The sequence below is a fragment of the Streptosporangium sp. NPDC048047 genome (assembly GCF_040653115.1).
In the GTDB taxonomy this organism is placed as follows: Bacteria; Actinomycetota; Actinomycetes; order Streptosporangiales; family Streptosporangiaceae; genus Streptosporangium.
In genome coordinates, this window is sequence record NZ_JBEZNH010000087.1 from 1 (window position 1) to 22,299 (window position 22,299).

Below are 22,299 nucleotides of genomic sequence, written 5' to 3' on the forward strand. Positions count from 1 at the left end.
CCGGGCGACCCGAGCTCCTCGAAGAACTCCACGTTGGCCTTGTAGAAGTCCTTCCACTGCTCGGGAAGGTCGTCCTCGTAGAAGATGGCCTCGACGGGGCAGACGGGTTCGCACGCACCGCAGTCCACGCACTCGTCGGGGTGGATGTAGAGCATGCGCTCACCCTCGTAGATGCAATCGACGGGGCACTCCTCGATGCACGCCTTGTCAAGGACGTCCACGCAAGGCTGCGCGATGACGTAGGTCACCTGGGGCTCCTTCTTCCTTTACGCACCTGGGCGCGACTTCGACCGCGGGGTTGCTACGCCCTAGTATTGCCGTGCCCGTCACATGTCCGAAACGGGAGGGGGCAAAAACAGTGGCCCCAGGCCTCGGCGCTCGCCTCGTCATCACCATAACCCCATCCGACGTGGGGAAAAGGGTAACCACGCGACGACGGGTCCCCGAAGGCTTCCGGGACGCGGTGGGCGTGCTGGAGTTCTGGCACGGCGGCACGCTGGGCGTGCGCAGGCGCGACGGCTCCCTGGTGGAGATCGCCGAGGACACGCTCGCGGCGGCCAGGGTGGTGCCGGAACGCCGGGGTTAGGCCCGCTCCCCGAGGCCCGCGTCCGCGCACCGGCGGCACGTCCGCGGGACACCGGGACTCTTTCCGGCGTAACCCCTTTCCCAAGAACGGTCGCGCCTCCTCGACCGCCCCGCGTGTCGCGGCGAGTATCCGGTGGGTGACCGTACGCATCAGCGCCGCCGCCGTGGCCCTCGTCGCCACGATCGCCGGGTGTGGCGCCCCGGCTACCGAGACCAGGCCGCTTCCACCGGTCAAGGTGGACGCCGCCTCCATGCGGGAGGGGTTCTCGACCATGGACCGCCTGGTCGAGGCGGCCCGCAAGGAGGGCACGCTCACCGTGATCGGGCTGCCGCGCGACTGGATCAACTACGGCGAGATCATCGACACCTTCTCCCGGGAGTACGGGATCAAGGTCGAGCAGCTCGAACCCGGCGCGAGCAGCCAGCGGGAGATCCAGGCCGCGGGCCGGCTCAAGCCCGACGTGTTCGACCTGAGCCTGGAGGTCGCCGCCGCCCACGCGGGCTCCTTCGCCCCCTACCGGGTGCAGGGCTGGCTGGACGTCCCCGACCGCGTCAAGGATCCCGCGGGGCGCTGGTACGCCGCGTACGGCGGCTACATGTCCATCGCCTACGACTCCTCGAAGGTCGCGGCCCCGTCGTCCTACGCCGGCCTGCTGCGGCCCGGCTACCGCGTCGCGCTGCCCGGCGACCCCCGGCAGTCCGCGGCGGCCTTCGGCGGGGTGATGGCGGTCTCCCTCGGCGACGGCGGCGCCAAGGTGGAGCGGGGGGTGGAGTTCTTCGACCGCCTGCGCAAGGCGGGCAACCTCGCGCCCGGGGAGCGGACGGCCAACGCCGTCATCGACTGGGACTACCAGAACGCCGCGCGGGCCGCCGCGGCGGCCGGGGCGGGCCGGCCCGGCTGGAAGGTCGTCGTCCCGGGCGGCACCGCGCTCGCGGACTACTACGTGCAGGCGATCAGCAGGAACGCGCCGCACCCGGCCGCCGCGCGCCTGTGGGAGGAGTTCCTGTTCTCCGACCGGGGCCAGAACCTCATGATGAAGGGCTACGCCCGCCCGGCGCGGATGGAGGCCCTGCGGATGCGCGACGCCCTGGACGGAGCGCTGGCGGCGAAGCTGCCCGCGACCAGGGCCGAGCCCGTCTACCTCACCGTGCCGGAGATCGACGCGGCCAAGGGCTACCTCCGGCACCGCTGGGACGACAGGAAGACCGGCTGACCCGCGGTTCCGTCGTGCGGAACCTTTCGCCCGCCGCGGTCGTGCAGGCGGCCCCTCACCACGGCGAAGATCCGCAGAGCGGAACCCGGGGGACTCGCGGGACGTCCGCCGGCCGGAGGGGCTCACGGGACTGACATGTCGGGGCATCTCCGAGGCTCTAAAGTGTCCGGAGAGCACCGGCAAGAGGCCCGTGGTGTTCGGAAGAGAGCTGACGTCTTGCTACACGACACCCCCGGCATGACGAGGTGGAGCGCCCACGACACCGGCTTCGGATACGTCTCCGCGTACGGCGCGCCCCTGGTCGACCTGCTGGACCCGCGGCCGGGCGAGCGGGTCGTCGACCTCGGCTGCGGCATCGGGGTGCTGAGCGCCGAGATCGCCGCCCGGGGCGCCCGCGTCCTGGGGATCGACGGTTCGACGGCGATGATCGAGAAGGCCCTGGCGCAGTACCCCGGGATCGACTTCATCGTCGGCGACGGCGGCGACTTCACGGTCGCCCAGCCGTACGACGCGGTCTTCTCCAACGCCGCGCTGCACTGGATGGGCCGCGATCCGGACGCGGTGATCGCCAGTGTGCGGGAGGCGCTGACCCCGGGCGGGCGGTTCGTCGCCGAGATGGGCGGCGCGGGCAACTGCGCCGCGCTGACGGCGGCGATGTCCACCGCCTGGCGGGAGCACGGGCTGCCCGAGCCCGACCTGCCGTGGTACTTCCCGACCCCGGCCGAGTACGCCGCGCGGCTGGAGCGGGGCGGGTTCGTCGTCCGGCTGCTGGAGTACTTCGACCGGCCGACCCCCATGGACGAGTGCCCCGACGGGGCGGCCGGCTGGGTGCGGATGTTCGCCGGGTCGCTGCTCCGCACGCTCCCCGCCGGGATGGTCGATTCGCTGCTGCGCCGGGTCAACGAGCTGGCCGCTCCCGCGCTGCGCCGGGAGACCGGTTGGATGGCGGATTACGTGCGGCTCAGATTCGCGGCCGTACGCCGCTGAACCGGCCCGATGCGCCGGGGTGATTTGCCAGACTATGGTCTGTTCCATAAGTCTCGTTCCCCGGCGACGTGAAGCGGATCGGGCGGCTGGAGGGGCTGGAAGGGGAGCGGATGAACTTCTGTCTGAGTGACCTCGTGCCGCCGCTGCGCTGGAGCGACGCGGGCACGATCCCGGAGCTGGCCGACCAGCCCGATCTGCCGGACGCCTGGTGGCGCAGCCTGCCGCTGCACCGGGTGCTGGCCGTGCTGGGCCCGGACCGGCTCGCGGAGCTGCTGGCCCGGATCGCCCTGGACCACTGGCCGGCCGCCGCCGTGGGCGACGTGCTGCCCGCGCTGTACGTCCTGGACCCCGACGAGGCGGACGAGCCGTGCACCGCCATCGCCCTCGACCGCACCGGCTCCTGGGCGGGCCTGCTCGCCCTCACCGGCCGCGAGCTGCGCGACCAGCCCTTCATTCAGGCGTTCCCCGTGGTGCACGTGCTGTTCGGCGCGGTGCTCGACCGCTTCGCCCATCCCGGGCGGGCCGGAGCCGCGGCCGGAGCCGGACCGGTCTCCGGCGCCGGGCCCGAGCCGCTCCCGAAACCGCTTCCGGAATCCGTCCTGGAACCCGCCCGCGCGGCCGGACCCGAGCCGGCCGCCGCCCCGGTGTCCGGCCCCGAACCTGAACCGGCCGCCGAACCCGAGCCCGCGCCGGCATCCGAGGCCGTTCCCGACGCCGGACCGGCCGCCGGACCGGCCGCCGAACCCGAGCCCGCCGCCGAACCCGGACCCGTCGCCGGTCCCGCCGCCGAGTCCGAACCGGACCCCGTGGCCGAGCCGGCCTCCGGACCCGAGCCGGCCTCCGAATCCGAGCCGGCCTCCGTGGCCGGGGCCGAGCCGGACCCCGCGGTGCCACCGGTCGTGGCGTCGCCGGTCGCCGCGTCACCGGTCGCCGCGTCACCGGTCGCCGCGGACGCCGGAGCCCCGGCCGGGGACGCCGCGGACCAGGCCGGGCCCGCCGGAGAGCCCGCGTCCCCCGACCTCCCCGCCCTGCTGGACGCGGCCTTCGCCGACCTGGACGACCGGAGCTGGGCCGTCGCGCAGAACAGGGTGTTCAGCGACGACCCCGCGGCGGTGGAGGCGCTGGCCAAGCTCTTCGCGGTGCCGCCCGCCGCCATCGCCGAGGCGGAGGCGGACCTGCGGCGGCGGCTCGCCGAGTGGCTCGCCTCACCGGAGGCGGCGCCGTACCGGGAGCATCTGGCGGAGGTCAGGCGGACCCTCGGCAAGGCGGCTCCGAAGTCGCGCCTGGTCTCGGCCGCCGGCTGGCACCGGCGGGAGTTGCCCTCCCTCGACGTGCCGGCCTGGCAGTTCGTGCTGGCCACCCTGGACGGCTACCACCTGGTCGACGAGTGGCTGGTGGAGGGCGACATCGTGGAGCTGCGCCACCACACCCGCGACGTGATCAGCCAGGCGAAGCCGCCGCTGACCATGACCAAGGCGCTGTCGCTGGTCGCCTCGCTGGGCATCCACCCCGACGTGTCCAAGGAGTGGCTGGAGAACGTCCCCCAGCTCCGCATCCTCAGCGCCGGGCAGAAGACCCCCCAGCGTCAGGGCGGCGGATCCCAGACCGGGCGCTCCAAGGAGGCCAGGGGGCCGAAGGACTCCAAGGGACCCAAGGAGCCGAAGGGGACCGGGGGCAAAAGCGGGGACAAAGCCAGCGAAAAGGCCGGTGAGAAAGCCGGTGAGAGGGCCGGGGCCCCCGTGCCGCGAGCCTCGGCGGAGAACGCGGGCCGGGAGCCGGACACCCCCTCCCGGGAGGCGGACCGGCCGCCCGGCGGGACCGGAGGGCGGCCCGGCGCGGCGGGCCGGTCGCCGTTCCGCCCGCTGAAGGACGTCGCGGTGACCCGGCGCTGCTTCCGGCAGCCGGACGGCCGCTGGTGGCTGCGGGTCGACATCACCGCCGAGCACCTGCGGGGCGACGACTGCCCGCTGCCCAGCGGTTTCGCCGCATACCTGGGCATGTCTCCCGGCGCGGCCCGTACGGTCGACAGCGCGGTGGGCGAGGTCACGCTGAGCTGGCGCGAGGGGCCCGTCCTCTCGTCGCTGGGGCCGCTCCTCGCCGACGTGGGCGCCAAGGAGGGGAGCCACCTGTTCCTGACGCTGTCGGACGAGGGGGTGCTGCGCGCCAGGCACCTGCCCGCGGCGGACCCGGGTGACGAGCCGCTCTCCCGGGCGCTCCGGCTGGTCGGCTACACCGCCCTGGGCGGCACCCCCGAGCAGGCCGTACGGGTCATCGCCACCCGGGTCGGCATGACGGGACCGATCAGCTCGCCCGACGTGCTCAGCCGGCTGCGAGAGCGCGGGGACCGCGACCTGCTGTCCCTGATGGCGTAGCCGATGCCGCGGCTCGCCATCTCCCCGGAGTTCCCCCTGGAACTCGGCGCCCTGGCCCAGCCGGCGCGCCGGGACGTCGTTGTCGCGGTGCGCCGGTTCATGCAGGGCGTGGCGGGCGCGCCGCACCCGGAGCGGATCAGGGGGGCCGGCGACCCCAGGGTCGCCACCCTCCGGCTGGCCGAGGGGCACCGCGGCGTCGTGGTCAGGCAGCGCGACGTCCACTGGCTGCTGACCGTGCTGCCCGACGCCGAGGCGTGGGCCTACGGCCGTCGCCACCGGTTCGGGGTCAACACCGCCCTGGGCGTGGTCGAGACGTGGGACGCCGAGGCGCTCGGCCGGGCAGAGCCCGCGCTGCGCCGGGCCGCGTCCGCCACCTCCGCGCGGCTGTTCGCCGACAACTGCGACACCGACCTGGCCGAGCTGGGCGTCGACCGGCGGCTGCTGCCGCTGGTCCGGCTGATCACCGACGACCTCGCCCTGGAGGCGCTGGAGCCGCTGCTGCCCCCGACGCAGTACCAGCCGCTCGCCGCGCTGGCCCGGGGCGAGTCGCTGGCCGGGGCGTGGCGGGAGCTGGACGCCTGCCGCGCGGTCCCCCCGGACGGACGCCCGATCGATCCGGACGACCTCGCCGCCGCGCTCCTGCGCAGCCCGGACCGGGCCGTCTTCGTCGGCAGCCCGCACGAGCTGAACCACGTGCTCGACGCCCCGGACTGGTGCGTGTTCCTGCACCCGCCGCAGCATCGGCTGGCCTACCACGGGCCGTACGAGCGGCCGGTGCTGGTCACCGGCGGCGCGGGCACCGGCAAGACCCTCGTGGCCCTGCACCGGGCCGCCTTCCTGGCCCGGCGCGGCGCGGGCCCGGTGCTGCTGGTCACGTTCTCGCAGAAGCTGAGCGCCGAGCTGTCCGCCCGGCTGGACCTGCTGGTCGAGGACGCGGAGGTCCGGGAGCGGATCGAGGTCGGCAACGTCGACCGCCTGGCGCACCGGGTCGTCTCCGGGGTCGAGGGGCGCGCGCCCGCGCTGGCCGACTCCGCCGACCTGGCCGCGCTCTGGGAGGAGGGCGGCGGCGGCCACAGCCCGGCGTTCCTGCTGCGCGAGTGGGAGCAGGTGGTGCTGGCGCAGAACCTGCGGACGATGGAGGAGTATCTCGCCGCGCCCCGTCCGGGCCGCGGCGTGGACCTCGGGCCCGAGGAGCGGGAGTCCGTGTGGCGGGCCGTCGAGCACGTCACCGGGCGGCTGCGGGAGCGGGGCAAGCGCACCCTGCTCCAGCTCGCGGCGGAGGCGTCGCTGCTGCTCGGCCGGACGACCGGCGACCTGCTGGGCGACGAGGCGCCGGTCCGCGAGCCGTACCGGCACATCGTGGTGGACGAGGCGCAGGACCTGCACCCGGCGCAGTGGCGGCTGCTGCGCGCGGCGGTGCCGTACGCCCCCGACGACCTGTTCATCGTCGGCGACCCCCACCAGCGCGTCCTCGACACGCGGGTGCCGCTGGGCTCGGTCGGCATCGACGCGGTGCCGACGCGGCTGCGGGTGTCGCACCGGCTGCCGCAGGAGATCCTCGCCTGGGCGGTGCGGCTGCGCGGCGGCGGGCCCGCCGACGGCCTGGTGGCCGGCGTCCAGGAGATGTACGGTTTCCGCTCGCCCGGCCACGGGCCCCGCCCGATGGTGCGGGCCTACGATTCGCCGGAGGAAGAACTGACCGGTCTGGCGGTCCGGGTGAGAGAGTGGGTCCGGGACGGCGTGCCGCCGCGGGAGATCGGGGTGGCCGCCAGGACCGCCGGTCTGGTGCGCGACGCCCGGGCCGCGCTGCGCGATCTGGGGGTGGGAGTGACGACGCTGCACGGAATGAAGGGTCTGGAGTTCCGGCGGGTCGCCGTGATCGGCGTGGCCGACGGGATCGTGCCCGCCCCCGGGGCGCTCACCCCCGCCGCGGAGGATCCCGCCGCGCGGGCGCACGATCTGCAGCGCGAACGCGGCCTGCTCTACGTGGCCTGCACCCGGGCCAGAGAGCTGCTCTACGTGTCTCACACGGGACGCGCCAGTCCCTTCCTTCCCACCTGACTACCTATTCTGGACTGCGGATATCTTCCCCTTTTGCGGTTGGACCCCAATGAACCTCAGCCTGAGCGACATCGTGCCACCCCTGCGCTGGACCTCTCCCGGCCAGGTGGCGCCGATCGCAACCGATCCCCGTCTCCCCGAGGCGTGGTGGCAGGCGCTACCGCTCGACCGGGCATGCGCCGTCATCGGGACCTCCGAGGTCTCAGGACGCCTGGCCGATCTCGCTTTGACGTGCTGGGGGCATCTGACGCTCGGTGACGTCCTGCCGTTGCTCAGGTTCGCCGATCCGGCCGCCAGCGTCCGCATGTCCGAGGGGCTCGGCCGCGAGGCGGTGCACGGGCTGTTCACCGAGGTGCTGGAACGGCTGCTCGAACCGGTCACCCCGGAGAGCGCCGCGGCCCGGCAGCGTCCCGCCCGGCAGGACCGGCCGCTGCCGGAGCTGATCGACGAGGTGTTCGCCGACCTGGACGAGCGGCAGCGCGCCATCGCCAGGGACCGCCTCTACGCCTCCCAGCGCGCCACGCTCGACGACCTGGCCCAGCGGTTCTCGGTGACCAGGGAGCGCATCCGGCAGATCGAGCGGGACCTGCGCGACCACGTCGAGGCGTGGCTGGCCGGCGAGGGCGCCGCGCCGCTGATGGCCCACGTGTCGTGGCTGCGGGGCCGGCTGGGTTCGGCCGTGCCCGCCGACGACCTCGCCGCGGCGGTGCCGTGGCACCGCACCGACCTCACCACGCTGGGCATCCCGGCCTGGCGGTTCGTGCGGACCCTGCTGACCGGCTACGAGCAGGTGGACGGCTGGCTGGTCGCGGGCGGGTCCGACGAACTGCGTGAGAAGACCCGGCAGCTGTTCGCCGACGGCCCCCGTCCGCTGGACGAGGCCGTCACGCTGGTCAGCCAGCTCGGCATCCGCGAGGACGTGGCCGAGCGCTGGCTCGTCTCCGTGCCGCAGCTCCGGGTCTTCGAGAACCACGTGGTGCCGTGGCCGCGCAGCGTCAACGACAAGGCCGAGGCCGTGCTCGCGGTGGCGGGCGGCGCGCTGACGCCCGAGGAGATCCAGGAGCGCATCGGCGAGGACTACAGCCTCGTCGGCATCCGCAACCAGCTCACCGCCGACGACCGGTTCCTGCGGCTCGACCGCAACAGGTACGGCCTGACCCGCTGGGGCGGCGACCAGTACCTCGGCATCCGGGAGATGATCGCCCGGGAGATCGAGCGGGCGGGCGGCGAGGAGTCGGTCAACACGATCGTGGCGAACCTCACCTCCCGCTACGACGTGAGCGAGAGCTCGGTCCGCGCCTACGCGGGCGGCCCCGGCTTCGAGCGCACCCAGCGCGGGTGGATCCGGGTGGCCGGCGCCGAGCAGACCGACTACCAGCCGCGCCGCGACGTCTCGGCGACCCGGCGCTGCTTCCGCAGCCGCGACGGGCGCTGGTGGCACCGGGTGGACATCAACGCCGAGCACCTGCGCGGCTCGGGTTCCCCGCTGCCCACCGGGTTCGCCGCCCACCTGGGCATGGCCCCCGGCGGTCAGCTCACCGCCGCCACCCCCTCGGGCGACGTGGTGATCAGCTGGCACAACCAGCCGACGATGGGGTCGATCCGCCCGATCCTGGTGGCGGCCAACGCCTCCGAGGGCGACCACGTCTTCCTGACCGTCTCCGACGGCGGCGAGCTGCTGACCCGCTTCCTGCCGGCCGCCCCGTCGACCCTGCCGTCGCTGAACCGGGCGCTCCACCTGATCGGCTACACCGCCCCGGTCGCCTCCGAGGCCGAGGGCGTCCGGCTGATCGGCGCCCGGATCGGCCTGCCGGAGAACTCGGGCCGCGACGAGGTCCTGGCGCGGCTGCGCGAGCGCGGCGACCGGGAGATCCTGGCCCTGCTGGACGGCACGGCCGCCTGATCCCGGTTCGCGGGCCTTCCGCCCGGCCCCGCCCGTGGGCTGCGCCGTACCCGTGGGCGGCGCCGTACGGTTCCGGGCTGGTGGGCCGCCGCGCGCGGGCGGCGGTTAGGCTCGGGGCATGTTGCGGCTGTACGACACGCGGAACCGCCGGGTCGAGCCGGTCCTCGCCGAGGGGGCCCGCTCGATGCGCATGTACACCTGCGGGCCGACCGTCTACCGTCACGCGCACCTGGGCAACCTGCGGTCCTACCTGCTGTCGGACCTCATCCGCCGGGTCTGCGAGCGGCGCGGGGTCAGGGTGGTCGTCTGCCGGAACATCACCGACGTCGGGCACCTGGTGGACGACGCCGAGATCGACCCGACCGGCGAGGACAAGGTCCTGGCCCGGGCGCGGGCCGAGGGCCGCTCCGCCCCCGAACTCGCGCGGTCCTACGAGGAGGCGTTCGGCGCCGACACCCTCGCCCTGAACATCCGGCCGCCGGAGCACTCCCCCCGCGCCTCCGAGACGATCGAGGCGATGATCGAGCTGATCGCGAAGCTGATCGAGAAGGGACACGCCTACGCCACGCCCGACGGATCGGTCTTCTTCGACGCCGCATCCTTCCCCTCCTACGGCGAGATCTCCGGCAACCGGCTGGACCGGCTGCGGCCCGGCCACCGGGTGGCGGGCGTCGACGAGCGCAAGCGCTTCCACGCCGACTGGGCGCTGTGGAAGCCCGCCGACCGGGAGCTGACCTGGGAGTCGCCCTGGGGGCGCGGCTTCCCCGGCTGGCACGTCGAGTGCTCGGCCATGTCGCTGCGCTTCCTCGGCGAGCGCGTCGACGTGCACACCGGCGGGATCGACCTGCGCTTCCCCCACCACGAGGACGAGCGCGCCCAGTCCGACGCGGCCGCCGGCCGCGAGGTGGTCGCCCACTGGATCCACGGCGAGCACCTGCTCTTCGAGGGCCGCAAGATGGCCAAGTCCACCGGGAACGTCGTCCTGCTCTCCGACGTCGCCGAGGCGGGTCTCGATCCGCTGGCCGTACGGCTGGCGATGCTGGAGCACCCCTACCGCCGGCAGATGAACCTCACCTGGGACGTCCTGCGGGCCGCGGACCGCACCCTGCGGCGCTGGCGCTCCCGGGTGGCCGGGTGGTCGGAGTCGCCGAGCCGGCCGATGCCCGCCGAGCCGGTCGCGGCGATCGAGGACGCCTTCGACGACGACCTGGACACCCCGCTGGCCCTGCGGCTCCTGCGCGAGCTGGAGCGCGACGAGTCGGTCGCGCCGGGCTCGCGGCTGGAGGCGTTCCTCCACCTCGACCGGGTCCTCGCCCTGGACCTCGCGTCCGAGATCGGCCGGGCCCCGAGCCTGCCCGCGGGCGCCGCCGAGCTGCTGGACCGGCGGGAGCGGGCGCGGGAGGCCGGGGACTGGCCCGCCTCCGACCGTCTCCGCGACGAGCTGGCCGCCCTGGGCGTACGGGTGGCCGACACCCCTCAGGGCCAGATCTGGTCCTGAGGGCCGGACCGCTCGCGCTCCACCCGGTTCCCGAAGGGCCCGTGAGGGCCGGACAGAGGTCCCGCACGCCGGGTGCCAGGGCGTTCGTCGCGGCGAGGTCCCGGACCGCGCTGCCGGCCGGCCTGTGAACGGCCCTCCCGGCGGGCTCGGAAGCGGCGCTCCCGCTCCAGGGTGCTGCCAAACTTGTTCGAGCACGTCGCATAGGAGGTCTTTGTGAGGTTCCGGCCGTATGCCTGGATGCCCCGGCCGCTCAGGTGGCTGGCTCAGGCGTTCACCGTCGTGGTGGTACTCGCGGTCGTCATCGCCGGGGTGGGCGTATGGGCCGTTCGCTCGTCCTTCCCCCAGCTCTCCGGCGACCTGAAGGTGGACGGCCTGTCAGGAAAAGTCACCGTCTACCGTGACAAGTCGGGTATCCCCCAGATATACGCCGACTCCGCCGAGGACCTCCTCCTCGCCCAGGGCTACGTGCACGCGCAGGACCGCTTCTTCGAGATGGACTTCCGCCGGCACGTGACCGCCGGGCGGCTGTCGGAGATGTTCGGCTCGGCGACCCTGCCCGAGGACAAGGCCATCCGCACCATGGGCTGGCGCAGGGTGGCCGAGAAGGAGCTGCCGCTGCTCGACGAGCGGACCCGGCGCTACCTCGACGCCTACGCCAAGGGCGTGAACTCCTGGATGGAGCGCAACCGGGGCTTCGCCGACCGGAGCCTGGAGTACGCGGTCCTCAAGCTCACCAACTTCGGCTACAAGCCCGAGCCCTGGACCCCGGTGGACTCCCTCGCCTGGCTCAAGGCCATGGCCTGGGACCTGCGCTCCAACATGGACTCCGAGATCGGCCGGGCGATCGCGGCGAGCAGGCTGTCCGCCGACCGGGTCGGGCAGCTCTGGCCCGGCTACCCCTTCGGCGCCCACCAGCCGATCGTCACCCGCGGCACGGTCACCGACCGTGGGTTCGACCAGAACCGGGAGCCCGGCGACAAGGACGCCGCCACGCGATCCGGCGCCGGGACGGACACCGGCGCGGGCGCGGGCGCGCCGCCCGGCACCGGAACGGCCCCGGGCACGGGCGTCCCGGCCGACGCCGCTGACGCGGGCACGGGTGCGCCGGCCGGCACCGGGGTGGAGGCGCTGGCCCGCGCCTCGCGGGTACTGCGGGCGGTGCCGAGCCTGATGGGCGACAGCGCCGACCCGAGCGGCATCGGCTCCAACTCCTGGGTGGTCGGCGGCTCGCACACCGGGTCCGGCAAGCCGCTGCTGGCCAACGACCCCCACCTGTCGGCCAACATGCCCTCGGTGTGGTACCAGGCCGGACTGCACTGCCGTACGGTGAACGCCGGGTGTCCGTTCGACGTCACCGGGTTCACCTTCTCCGGCGTGCCCGGCGTGATCATCGGCCACAACGACCGGATCGCCTGGGGCTTCACCAACCTCGGGCCCGACGTCGCCGACCTGTACCTGGAGCGGACCAAGGACGACACCTACCAGTACATGGGCGCCTGGAAGCCGCTGACCACGAGGACCGAGACGATCCGGGTGGCGGGCGGCGACCCGGTCCGCCTCAAGGTCCGCGAGACCATGCACGGGCCGATCGTGTCCGACGTCATGGACGACGTGAAGGACACCATGACCGGCGCCGACTCCGCCTTCGGGGAGAAGGCCGACGCCGTGGCGCTGAAGTGGACGGCGCTCGAACCCGGCCGGACCGCCGACGCGATCTTCGAGCTGAACACCGCCCGCAACTGGCAGCAGTTCCGCGCCGCGGCGAGCAGGTTCGAGGTGCCCGCGCAGAACCTCGTCTACGCCGACGTCGACGGCAACATCGGCTACCAGGCGCCCGGCCGCATCCCGGTGCGCAGCCGGGGCGACGGCACCTGGCCGGTGCCGGGCTGGACCGGGGAGTACTCCTGGAAGGGCGTCATCCCGTTCGACGAGCTGCCCAGCGCCTACAACCCGCCCGAGGGCTACATCGTGACGGCCAACAACGCCGTCATCGACCCCGAGCGCTACCCGAACCTGCTCACCAAGGACTGGTCGTACGGCTACCGCTCCCAGCGCATCGCCGACCGGCTGAAGGACGAGCTGAAGAAGGGCAAGGTGGACGCCTCGACGATGGGTGAGATCCAGAAGGACAGCCGCAACGGCTTCGCCTCCGTCCTGGTGCCCAGACTGCTGGACGTGAAGGTGGCCGGCGGCGCCGCGGACGCCCGCGAGCTGCTGAGCGACTGGGACCACTCCCAGGGCGCCGACTCCGGGCCCGCGATGTATTTCAACGCCGTCTGGCGGCACCTGCTCATCGAGACGTTCAACGACGACCTGCCCGAGGGCGCCCGGCCGACCGGCGGCGACCGCTGGTTCGAGGTGGTCCGCCTCATGCTGGAGACGCCCGACGACCCGTTCTGGGACGACTCCCGCACCAAGGGAGTCGAGACCCGCGACGACATGCTGCGGAGCGCCATGGCCCTGGCCTACGACGAGCTGCGCGACCGCCTCGGCCCGGACGTCAAGACCTGGCGCTGGGGCGACCTGCACACGCTGACGCTCACCAACCAGACCTTCGGCACCTCGGGGATCGCCCCGATCGAGTGGCTGTTCAACCGGGGGCCGTTCGCGGTGGGCGGCAGCAAGGACGCGGTCGACGCGGCCGGGTGGGACGCCCAGAAGGACTACTCGGTGCAGACGGTGCCCTCCATGCGCATGGTCGTCGACCTGTCGGACCTGGACAGGTCGCAGTGGATCAACCTCACCGGGGCGTCGGGGCACGCCTTCCACGACAACTACGCCGACCAGGCGCCGCTGTGGGCCGACGGGAGGACCGTCCCGATGCCCTTCCACGAGGAGGCGGTGAAGAAGGCCGCCACCCACACCCTGACCCTCAGCCCCTGACGGACCCCGGCCGATCCCGCCGCCACCGCGGCGGGCGGCGGGGATAGCCGCCGTCCTCCAGCCCGGCCAGCCGCTCGAAGACGTTCCAGGCGGCCTGGTGACCGCTGAGCAGCAGGGACAGCACGGCCGCGACGCCGTACGCCGGGAGCATGGGCAGGCCCAGGCAGGCCGCGTACTGCGAGGCGTGCCGGGCCTCGTGCCGGAGCAGCGCCCCGGTGAGGTAGCCCTCGTCGTGCCGGGTCAGCACCACGTTGCCGACGGTGAACGCGCCCGCGATCGGCAACGGCAGGCGGTAGCCGTGGGCGAGGACCAGCCCGCCGGGGCCCGGCGCGGTCCTGGCCCGGCCCGCCCGCGCCACCAGCAGCCCCAGCGGCGTGGACAGGTTCGCGTAGTTGACCGCCCGCCGTACCCGATACAACCGCCGCATACCGCACATTGTGCGCCCCCTCTTGGGGCTCCCGCCACGGCCGAACGGCGGTCAGGAGCCGGTCTCGCGCTCTCCTGGGGCCCGACCGGCCGGGTGGGGGCCGAGGGAGCGCTGCGTGAGCAGCCACGAGCCGCCACGGGGCGACCGGGTGAGCAGGACCGCGACCAGCGCCGCGAGCAGGCCGCCGTAGAGGTAGACGTAACTCGACAGGTCGTCCGCGATGACGACGTCGCCCTCGGGCCGCCGGCCCATCCAGATCATCGTGACCACCAGCCAGGCCGCCGCGGGCGTCAGCGCCCCCAGCTTCCCGCCCGTCATCCGCCCGCCGGCGTGGCAGGCGGCGAACAGCACGGCGACGCAGCCGACGGCCGAGATCGGGACCGGCCAGAGGTACCACGAGTGCTGGAAGGCGCCCACGACCCCGGAGACGAGCCCGAACAGGACGAGCACGCCGTACGACGCCGCGGTGACCGTCGCCTCCGACGGCCCCCGCCGGGCCGGGTTCCGCTCCTGCGCGCCCTGCGCGTCCGGCGCGTCCTGCGCGGGCATGGGGTCCATGGGAACCGAGGCTAGTCGATGCCGGCGAACAGGTCGTCCTCCAGCTTGTACGGTTCCCCCAGGCCACCGGCCTCGACCGGCAGCGAGGGCGTCGCCGGGCCCGAGGCCCCGGCCCGCAGCACGAAGTGCTCCACCCTCGCCACCTCCTGGCAGACGTCGTTGGACAGGGCGAACCAGGGGGCGTCCACGGTGATCTGGGTGGCGTGCGCCCGCATCGCGGCGAGCTTGTGCCCGAAGTACGCGCGGACGTCGACCTCGGTGGTGATCTCCTCGTCCGCGCGGCCGGGTGCCGAGTCCGCGCCCTCGACGCGGAACCGCGTCCCGGTCACCCGCATCGCCTCGACCGCCCGGCGCGTCGTGGAGCGGGCGACCGCCGTCAGGTAGAACTTGGCGATCCGCCAGGGCTCGCCCTCGCCGAACGCCGGGTCTGCGGCCAGCTCGAAGGCCCGCCAGGAGACGCGGTGGGCCTGGATGTGGTCGGGATGGCCGTAGAAGCCGTCCTCGTCGTAGGTGACGAGCACCTGGGGCCGCACCTCGCGGATGACCTTCACCAGCTCCCCGGCGGCCTCGTCGAGACCGGCCCGCCAGAAGGCCCCGGGACGGTCGTTGGAGGGGACGCCCATCATCCCGGAGTCGCGCCAGCGTCCCCGGCCGCCCAGGAAGCGGTGGTCGGCGACCCCCAGCTCCCGGCAGGCGGCGGCCAGTTCCCCGGCGCGGTGCCCGCCGAGGGCGTCGTCGCGGTCGGCCGCCAGGTGCGCGAGCTCCGGCGGGATGACCTCGCCCTCCTCGCCGAGCGTGCAGGTCACCAGCGTGACGTGCGCGCCTTCGGCGGCGTACCTGGCCATGACGCCTCCGGTGCCGATCGACTCGTCGTCGGGGTGGGCGTGTACGAGCAGCAGGCGCCGGTCAGTCATGGCTCAGAGGTTATCCGGCGTCCGATCCCCGCCCGGCACCGACACGGCCGCTCCCGGCGGCCTCCCCGGATCCCTCCCGCCGGCCCTCGCGGATGCGCGCCGGTACGCCCGGACGTCCGGCGGCACCTCCGCCCCGGGAAGGTGGAGCTGGCAAGATGGCTCTCATGAGTGAGAGCTTTCCTCGTCTTCACGCCAGGACCCGCCGGTTCACCCTCGGGGCGCCGCGCGGTTTCACCATCGCCCCCGGCGGGGATCGCGTCGTCTTCCTGCGGTCCAAGGGCGGATCCGACCCGGTCACCTGCCTGTGGGAGTACGACGTCGCCGGCGGCCGGGAGCGGCTGATCGCCGACCCGCGCGCCCTGGCGGGCGGCGAGGAGGACCTGCCGCCCGAGGAGCGGGCACGCCGGGAGCGCAGCCGGGAGCAGGCGGGCGGCGTCGTCGGCTACAGCACCGACGCCGCGGTGACCACGGCGGCCTTCGCGCTCTCCGGGAGCCTGTACGCCGCCGACCTGAGGACCGGCGGGGTGCGCCGGCTGAAGACCGCCGGACCGGTGATCGACCCGCGGGTGTCGCCCGACGGCGGCTACGTCGCCTACGTCACCGGCGGCGCGCTGCACGTCCAGGATCTGGAGGACGAGGTCGACCACGTGCTGGCCCGGCCGGAGTCGCCCGAGGTGACGTACGGCCTGGCGGAGTTCATCGCCGCCGAGGAGATGAACCGCATGCGGGGCTACTGGTGGTCCCCCGCCGGTGACGCGCTGCTGGTCGAGCGGGCCGACGTCTCACCGGTCGAGCTGTGGCACATCGCCGACCCGGCCAACCCGTCCCGCCCGGCCGTCGAGCAGCGCTACCCATCCGCGGGCACGCCGAACGCGAAGGTCGAACTGTTCGTGCTGTCCCTGGACGGCTCGCGGGTCGCCGTCCCGTTCACCGACGAGTACCTCGTCAACGCCGTCTGGGACGCCCACGGCCCCATGATCGTCACCATGCCGCGCGACCAGCGGTCCAAGCGGCTGTTCGCCGTCGATCCGGCCACCGGCGCCACCACCCCGCTGCGCGAGGACACCGACCCGGCCTGGGTGGAGGTCTACACCGGCGTTCCCGGCCGCCTGACCGACGGGTCCGTGGTCTGGGTCGCCGCCTCCGAGGGCGGCCACCGCCTGTTCGTCGGCGACGAGCCGGTCACCCCCGCCACGCTCCAGGTCCGCGAGGTCCTCGACATCGAGGGCGACACCGTGCTGTTCCGGGCGAGCGGCGAGCCCACCGAGATCGCCCTGTGGGCCTACAGGGACGGCCGGATCACCCTGGTCAGCCCGGCCGGGAGCGGCGTCTACAGCGGTCACACCGCGGGCGGCACCCTCGTGCTCACCGCCCAGGCGATGGACCTCGAAGGCGCGATGACGACCGTCCTGCACCACGGCAGGCAGTGCGGCCACATCCCCTCGTACGCCGAGCGGCCCGGCCTGGACCTGCGGGTCTCCCTGATCCGGGCGGGCGAGCGCGACCTGTCCACCGCCGTGATCTTCCCGACCGGGCACGAGCCCGGCTCGGCGAGGCTGCCGGTCCTGATGGACCCGTACGGCGGGCCGCACGCCCAGCGCGTGCTGACCGCCTCCGGCGCCTACCTGACCAGCCAGTGGTTCGCCGACCAGGGTTTCGCCGTGATCGTGGCCGACGGCCGGGGCACCCCGGGCCGCGGGCCCGACTTCGAGCGGGCCATCCTCAACGACCTGGCCACCGCGCCCCTCGAGGACCAGGTGGACGCCCTGCACGGCGCCGCCGCCCGGTTCCCCGACGACCTCGACCTGTCGCGGGTCGGCATCCGCGGCTGGTCCTTCGGCGGCTTCCTCGCGGCGCTGGCGGTGCTGCGCCGCCCGGACGTGTTCCACGCGGCGGTGGCCGGCGCCCCGGTGACCGACTGGCGGCTGTACGACACCTGCTACACCGAGCGTTACCTCGGCCGGCCGGGCGACGGGCACTACGAGGCGTCGTCGCTGTTCGCCGACGCCGAGAAGCTGGAGCGCCCGCTGCTGCTGATCCACGGCCTGGCCGACGACAACGTGGTGGCCGCGCACACGCTGCGGCTGTCGTCCGCCCTGCTGGCGGCCGGCCGCCCGCACACCGTGCTGCCGCTGTCGGGCGTCACGCACATGACGCCCCAGGAGGTCGTGGCGGAGAACCTCCTGCTCCTCCAGGTCGACTTCCTCAAGAAGGCCCTCGGTTAACGGCCCGGCGAAGGACCCGCCGGCCCCGCCGCGACAGGCGGGACCGGCGGGTCCTTCCGCTTTCGGGGCGAGGGAACCTGCGCGCCTCCCCCGCCCCTGCGGACCGCCGGTGTCTCCGGGGAAGGCCGGTCCCGTATACGGGGAACGCGCGGAGCGGTGACCGACGGGGCCGACGGACACCGCTCCCGAGACCGGCCGTGAGACTGAGCGGTCCCCAGGGGCGGGGGAAGCCGAGGGCCGGGAGCCGTGTGGGGCGGCTCCCGGCAGGCGGGACGGCGAGATCCCTCCTTTCCCACCGCCCCGCCCGTCTTTCAGCAGGCGTGCCCGGACGGCACCGCCGTCCAGGCCGCCTGAGCCTCGGTGATCGTCATGGGCGCGGTCTCCTGAACTCGGGGTGCGCCGGTGAGCCGGACCGTCCGGCGCGGGAACGCCCGCCCGCCGCCGAGGCACAGCTCGTAAACCGTCGCCCGGCACGAGCAGGTCCAGGCCACCGGCCGCACCCGCACCAGCGACCGGTACGGCGCCCGCCACACCAACCGTTCACAGCCGTGCTGCGGCCTGGCCGCGTGCGGGCTCAGGCAGTGGGTCACCGCGGGCATGCGCTGCGCTCTTCCGGCTCCGCCGGGTGCTCGCGGCGCAGGTCGGCATAGCGGAGGGCGACCCGCTGCGCGGCCTGGACGGGCTCCAGCGCCGGGTGCTCGGCGTAGACGGGACGGCTCTGTCGGGCGTTCCATTCGGTGCGCCACCAGAACCGCCGCCCGTCGCACCAGACGAGCAGATCGATCCACACCGACACCACCGCCAGGCCGTACCCGTCGTGAACGTCCGCGGTGATCCCATGGTCGGCCAGGGCGGCGCGGAGCGCCTCAGCCGCCTCCACTGTTCGTGGATCACCATGTGATGCCCCCCGAACTGGGAAAGCCGAGCGGATCTTGTTCAGGTCACATCCCTCGGTCGCCATGGCAGCAGGATAACCACCCTGTACATACCTGTCCATGCCATTGCATGCCATGGGCTATCTCGGGACGCCTGACCAGGGATTTCTATGGTTAGGGACATGGTCGAGTTCGAGCCGGATCGCTTCAGATGGGTGCAGGTCGCCGACATCCTTCGCCAGCGCATAGCCGATGGCACCTACGGCCCCAAGCATCTGCTCTCCGAGGTGCTGCTCATGCAGGAGTTCGGCGTGGCCCGCGGAACCCTGCGCAAGTCGATGAAACTGCTCCGCGATGAGGGACTCATCTACACCGTGCCGAACCTGGGCAGCTTCGTCACCCCACGCGATCAGGCGGCAGAACAGGGAGATGACTCCACTGAGTAGCCGGCCATGCCGCCAGGCTCTTGGCGAGCGGCTTGAGGGGTACGAGACCACGTACGGGCGGCACCGAACTCGGTGGAGCTTTCCGGGAAGTTCACCGGCGGCTGCGCGGACTGCCGTGATCATCGGTCGGCAGCCGTGAACGCGGACGGCATCGGCCCGCATCTGCCGGACGTCGCTGGTGAGCCGGTTCGCCAATTACTGCTGGACGGCTACTTCTATGACATCCAAGACGACCTGTACGGACAGCCGAAGCGATGGTCGGTCAACAAATGGCAGCCTCAGAGGTCCGGCGAGAGGACGGGAAACCCGCTCGACCAAGCGCAGCCGCAGACACCTACAGGGGTCTATCCAGCGGCTGCACCCAGGAAACCGTCATTCTTCAGGCCGAGTTGCAGTCCATACCGGTTCAGTTGCTCACATCGCGTATTATCCCGCGAATCCCGGCTCTAATCTCGGGCCAATTCTCTGACAACGCGAATCTGGCGTAGGTGAGGCCGTCAAAGAAGCTGGCTCCCTCGTTGAGGGAACGCAGGCTGTGGCGGATCGCATTGACCGCCACCCACCGTCGCCAGGTGTTCTCATCTTCCTCTCGGACGGCGTAGCCACGCCCAGCCCATCGCGCGCCGAGGTCCACCCATTCTTCTCGCACCTCTTCCAGCAGGGCACCGTCAAGAGGTTGTCCGGCGTGTGCCACCCGCACAGCCCGTGTGATCGCGGTCAGGCCAAGGTCGAAACGTTCAACGAGAACGTCGATCACTTGCAGCAGCACCGCCTGTCGATACTCCGGGGGTGCTGACTGGAGTTGGACATGCATGTCTGGTTCGTAATGCTCCAGGCCGATTGGCGGGCATTCATCGTTGATCAGCGGGTCAACGATCGCCACCAGGCGCGGCTGGTCGAACCAGTCCATGGGCAAGCGTGCTCCGGTGCGCCGTTCGATGATTGCCATTGCCGTTGCCTTCTTGACCGGCCAGGAGGCGTTTCTGGTTTCTTCCAGGGCTGCTGCCTCCTCCTGCAGCGCAGCGGGGTCAGCGCCATGGATCGCATGAGGATCCAGTTCGGGAATCCGGGCCAGCCGTTGCCCGTTGGCCGCGTACTCCAGGACTCTGCTGCCGGTGTGATTCCACGACAGGTGCCATACTTGCGCGTCCTGACTGAGCCATGCCATGACCTGTGGTATGGAGGCGTAGCTGAACCCACCGGGTTCAACCAGCATGACTGCCTCACCCGACCGTCCCATATAGACGGCATAGCCCTCTGAGAATTCGGCTTCCTCGGTGAATTCATCGTCGGACTCCGTAAGGAGCGGATGTCCGCCACCGATCAGGCGTGCGGCTACGGCGTCGAGTGCTATGGACTTGTCGAGAGGGCGAATGACAGTCCATGACAGTGCCTCAGCGAACGAGGCGCTGTCACGGAGGAGTTTGGTGTAGTGATTCACTGCTTCGCTGAAAGTCATGTAAGTCTTTTTCCATTGAGTATTGACAGGTGATCAAGCGAAGCCGCCGTGGAGACGTTGGTCATCTCCACGGCGGCCATTAGATCAGCTATTATTTGGTGCCCAAATAGTAGCCTGAGAGTCTATTTATGTGTCCCGGCCAGCAATGGTCTTCCATTTTCGGAAGTGGCTCCGGGGCGCCGGTTTCTTCATTGTCGCCGGTGAATCTGTTGAAGAATCCATCGCCATCGAGAATCCGATCCTCGTTGTAAAGTCGGTTCAGCAGCTTTCCAGCTTTTTGGTTTGGCCCCAGCGGACCTGCCGGCATCGCGCAGACAGAAAGGCTGCCCTTCTTGTCCTCGTCCGTGGAACGGTTGCCTACCGAGGCGAACGGGTACTCGTCGCATTCTTGAGGGTCGGCTGCCAGACTGTAGCCGGGCCACAGGTCATGGCATCTGGTTCCAGATCGGGCCCTGTTGTTATCGATATTTTCTCGTAGCCGCCAGAGATTCTGGCTGGCTGGCGGACGGCCGGACCCCTTGATGGCGCAACCGGGAATGGCCTTTGCTGCGGATCGCTTTGGGAAGGTGTCTGCTTGGTCGTAGCACGCCTTCCAGTAGTGGATGTATGCCTGCTCGTATCCGCCGGACTGCTTCCATAGAATCGATGGCACGATAGGTACCGTGCAACCGCCGGCCCTCCGGGACGGGTAGTCCGCGCTGTCACATCTGACCTTGAAGTCGTGCTCAGTGGTCGTATATTGGAAGTCGACCTCGTGCTCAATCTGTGCTCCGGGAGAGATTTCCGCATACGGCTGGAAGACGCAGTTGGAGATCTTCTCGTCGTTGGGATGCACGCCGGACCGATACCAGTCGGTGCGAGTCGCGGGCGCGTGTGCTGGGTCAGCACGGAATTGGAACGTTGCTACCTTGTTCCACTCGTTGGATTCGTCCCAAGCCGTGTCGTCCCAATCATCAACGTCCTTCCTTACCTTGTTTTGATTCCCGGTGACGTCACGGCAGGCAGTCTGATTCCGTGCGGGACGCATCCCTACAGTGAGACCGTCAGTACCAATCTCGGTTGATGGAAAGGCGAGGCCACCGTAAGTCCCGGTTGCGATGTAAACATCGAACCAGGTGTCACGTGTTGTCGCCCCCGTGTCGAGAGATCTTTTTCCGGTGTAGGTTTTGGCGATGAAGAGCAGTTCTGCATCCCAGCTGTTGCCATCTGTTATGTCGGTATCGTCGTCGTCTTGTTCGATCTGGTGATGAACTGACACTTTATATTTGATGCATCCGCTGAAGCGGTTCTTCATGAGGCCGTGCGTACGCTTGCGGCCGTATTCTTTGTGGCAGGTGGCTGGATCGATCCGGTCGTACTTGCCAGCAGCGGCCACCGTGTTCATCGATTTGGTCGCAGTGTTGTTTTCCGTTGAACTTTCGGCCGCGGGGCCACCGTCCAGCACTGAGAAGACCTCATCGGCATTGAGTGCGCGGTCGAAGACCCACACATCATCCAAACTCCCCGTTAGGGCGGTCCCCAAAGTCATGGGAGCGATGGAATTCCAGGATGGAAAGCTAATCGCCGAGCTTCCGATCTCATTGCCATCCAGATAGAGAGTCACGCTTCCGGGTTCCTTCGAGTAGACCCCGGCCAGGTGAAACCACCTGTTAACGGGCGGTTTGACGCCGGACAGCACACCCTCGACGGAGGCGTTCGCGTCGTCAGCACTGCTGATGGTGAACACCAGACCATGCTCCGGATCATTTCCAATCCGGAAGGGCGCCTGATGTGTACCTCTCTGCTCCAGGAAGGTGTAGGCGGCATCTCTGTCGGACAGTCGAATCCACGCGGCGACAGTGAGGCTTTTTCATCCTCGGTAGACGGGTCGCTGGTCACAGCATGATCGCGGG

The 22,299-nt window shown here is 71.5% G+C and carries 17 protein-coding genes and 1 pseudogene; 10 read left to right on the top strand and 8 right to left on the bottom strand.

Features of this window, described 5'->3' with window-relative positions; translation table 11 throughout:
* On the bottom strand, positions 1 to 248 hold a 248-nt coding region (gene fdxA, locus AB0D67_RS37190), incomplete at its 3' end, for a ferredoxin (RefSeq protein WP_362946558.1).
* A gap of 161 nt (positions 249 to 409) precedes the next feature.
* Between fdxA and AB0D67_RS37195 the strand changes: the two genes are divergently transcribed.
* The 8 genes from AB0D67_RS37195 (at position 410) to AB0D67_RS37230 (ending at position 13,503) form a co-directional block, all read left to right on the top strand.
* Positions 410 to 586, top strand: coding sequence for a hypothetical protein (locus AB0D67_RS37195; RefSeq protein ID WP_362946561.1), 177 nt, complete (start codon positions 410 to 412; stop codon positions 584 to 586).
* Positions 587 to 722: 136 nt separating this feature from the next.
* Positions 723 to 1,799: an extracellular solute-binding protein gene (locus tag AB0D67_RS37200; RefSeq protein WP_362946564.1), complete on the top strand. Its 1,077-nt coding sequence runs from the start codon at positions 723 to 725 to the stop codon at positions 1,797 to 1,799.
* Between the two features lie 237 nt (positions 1,800 to 2,036).
* Positions 2,037 to 2,786, top strand: coding sequence for a methyltransferase domain-containing protein (locus AB0D67_RS37205; protein WP_362946567.1), 750 nt, complete (start codon positions 2,037 to 2,039; stop codon positions 2,784 to 2,786).
* A 68-nt stretch (positions 2,787 to 2,854) separates the two neighbouring features.
* The gene (locus tag AB0D67_RS37210; protein ID WP_362946569.1) at positions 2,855 to 5,158 is read left to right on the top strand and encodes a hypothetical protein; all 2,304 of its coding nucleotides are present in this window, start codon (positions 2,855 to 2,857) and stop codon (positions 5,156 to 5,158) included.
* Between the two features lie 3 nt (positions 5,159 to 5,161).
* Positions 5,162 to 7,219 (top strand): UvrD-helicase domain-containing protein, encoded by a 2,058-nt coding sequence (locus AB0D67_RS37215; protein ID WP_362946572.1) that lies wholly within the window; start codon positions 5,162 to 5,164, stop codon positions 7,217 to 7,219.
* 49 nt (positions 7,220 to 7,268) lie between these two features.
* Positions 7,269 to 9,122, top strand: coding sequence for a sigma factor-like helix-turn-helix DNA-binding protein (locus tag AB0D67_RS37220; RefSeq protein ID WP_362946574.1), 1,854 nt, complete (start codon positions 7,269 to 7,271; stop codon positions 9,120 to 9,122).
* A gap of 118 nt (positions 9,123 to 9,240) precedes the next feature.
* Positions 9,241 to 10,620, top strand: coding sequence for a cysteine--tRNA ligase (gene cysS, locus AB0D67_RS37225; protein ID WP_362946577.1), 1,380 nt, complete (start codon positions 9,241 to 9,243; stop codon positions 10,618 to 10,620).
* Between the two features lie 237 nt (positions 10,621 to 10,857).
* Positions 10,858 to 13,503 carry a penicillin acylase family protein gene (locus AB0D67_RS37230; protein ID WP_362946599.1) on the top strand — a complete coding sequence of 882 codons (2,646 nt, stop codon included), beginning with the start codon at positions 10,858 to 10,860 and terminating at the stop codon, positions 13,501 to 13,503.
* On the opposite strand, the gene AB0D67_RS37235 is transcribed toward AB0D67_RS37230, so the two are convergent.
* The 3 genes from AB0D67_RS37235 to mshB are packed head-to-tail and all read right to left on the bottom strand — an operon-like array spanning position 13,493 to position 15,402.
* Positions 13,493 to 13,930 carry a hypothetical protein gene (locus AB0D67_RS37235; protein WP_362946580.1) on the bottom strand — a complete coding sequence of 146 codons (438 nt, stop codon included), beginning with the start codon at positions 13,928 to 13,930 and terminating at the stop codon, positions 13,493 to 13,495. The genes AB0D67_RS37230 and AB0D67_RS37235 overlap by 11 nt on opposite strands.
* A 51-nt stretch (positions 13,931 to 13,981) precedes the next feature.
* A complete protein-coding gene (locus AB0D67_RS37240) occupies positions 13,982 to 14,488 on the bottom strand; it encodes a DUF6113 family protein (protein ID WP_362946582.1) in 507 nt (168 codons plus the stop codon).
* Between the two features lie 11 nt (positions 14,489 to 14,499).
* Complete coding sequence (gene mshB, locus AB0D67_RS37245) at positions 14,500 to 15,402, bottom strand: N-acetyl-1-D-myo-inositol-2-amino-2-deoxy-alpha-D-glucopyranoside deacetylase (protein WP_362946584.1); 903 nt, start codon at positions 15,400 to 15,402, stop codon at positions 14,500 to 14,502.
* Positions 15,403 to 15,566: 164 nt separating this feature from the next.
* On the opposite strand from mshB, the gene AB0D67_RS37250 reads away from it, so the two are divergent.
* Entirely contained in the window at positions 15,567 to 17,627 is a 2,061-nt protein-coding gene (locus AB0D67_RS37250; protein WP_362946587.1) for a prolyl oligopeptidase family serine peptidase, read from the top strand.
* 311 nt (positions 17,628 to 17,938) lie between these two features.
* On the opposite strand, the gene AB0D67_RS37255 is transcribed toward AB0D67_RS37250, so the two are convergent.
* Together AB0D67_RS37255 and AB0D67_RS37260 are read right to left on the bottom strand one after the other, a co-directional pair.
* Positions 17,939 to 18,226, bottom strand: coding sequence for a hypothetical protein (locus AB0D67_RS37255; RefSeq protein WP_362946589.1), 288 nt, complete (start codon positions 18,224 to 18,226; stop codon positions 17,939 to 17,941).
* The gene (locus AB0D67_RS37260; protein ID WP_362946591.1) at positions 18,214 to 18,507 is read right to left on the bottom strand and encodes a hypothetical protein; all 294 of its coding nucleotides are present in this window, start codon (positions 18,505 to 18,507) and stop codon (positions 18,214 to 18,216) included. The genes AB0D67_RS37255 and AB0D67_RS37260 overlap by 13 nt, the downstream gene beginning before the upstream one ends.
* Positions 18,508 to 18,684: 177 nt before the next feature.
* On the opposite strand from AB0D67_RS37260, the gene AB0D67_RS37265 reads away from it, so the two are divergent.
* Positions 18,685 to 18,948 (top strand): winged helix-turn-helix domain-containing protein, encoded by a 264-nt coding sequence (locus AB0D67_RS37265; RefSeq protein ID WP_362946594.1) that lies wholly within the window; start codon positions 18,685 to 18,687, stop codon positions 18,946 to 18,948.
* Between the two features lie 406 nt (positions 18,949 to 19,354).
* On the opposite strand, the gene AB0D67_RS37270 is transcribed toward AB0D67_RS37265, so the two are convergent.
* Both AB0D67_RS37270 and AB0D67_RS37275 read right to left on the bottom strand, forming a co-directional pair.
* On the bottom strand, positions 19,355 to 20,407 hold the full coding sequence (locus AB0D67_RS37270; protein WP_362946596.1) for a hypothetical protein: 1,053 nt from the start codon (positions 20,405 to 20,407) through the stop codon (positions 19,355 to 19,357).
* Positions 20,408 to 20,498: 91 nt separating this feature from the next.
* Positions 20,499 to 22,241: pseudogene (locus AB0D67_RS37275) on the bottom strand (LamG-like jellyroll fold domain-containing protein); the annotation flags it as partial.
* Positions 22,242 to 22,299 lie beyond the last annotated feature (58 nt).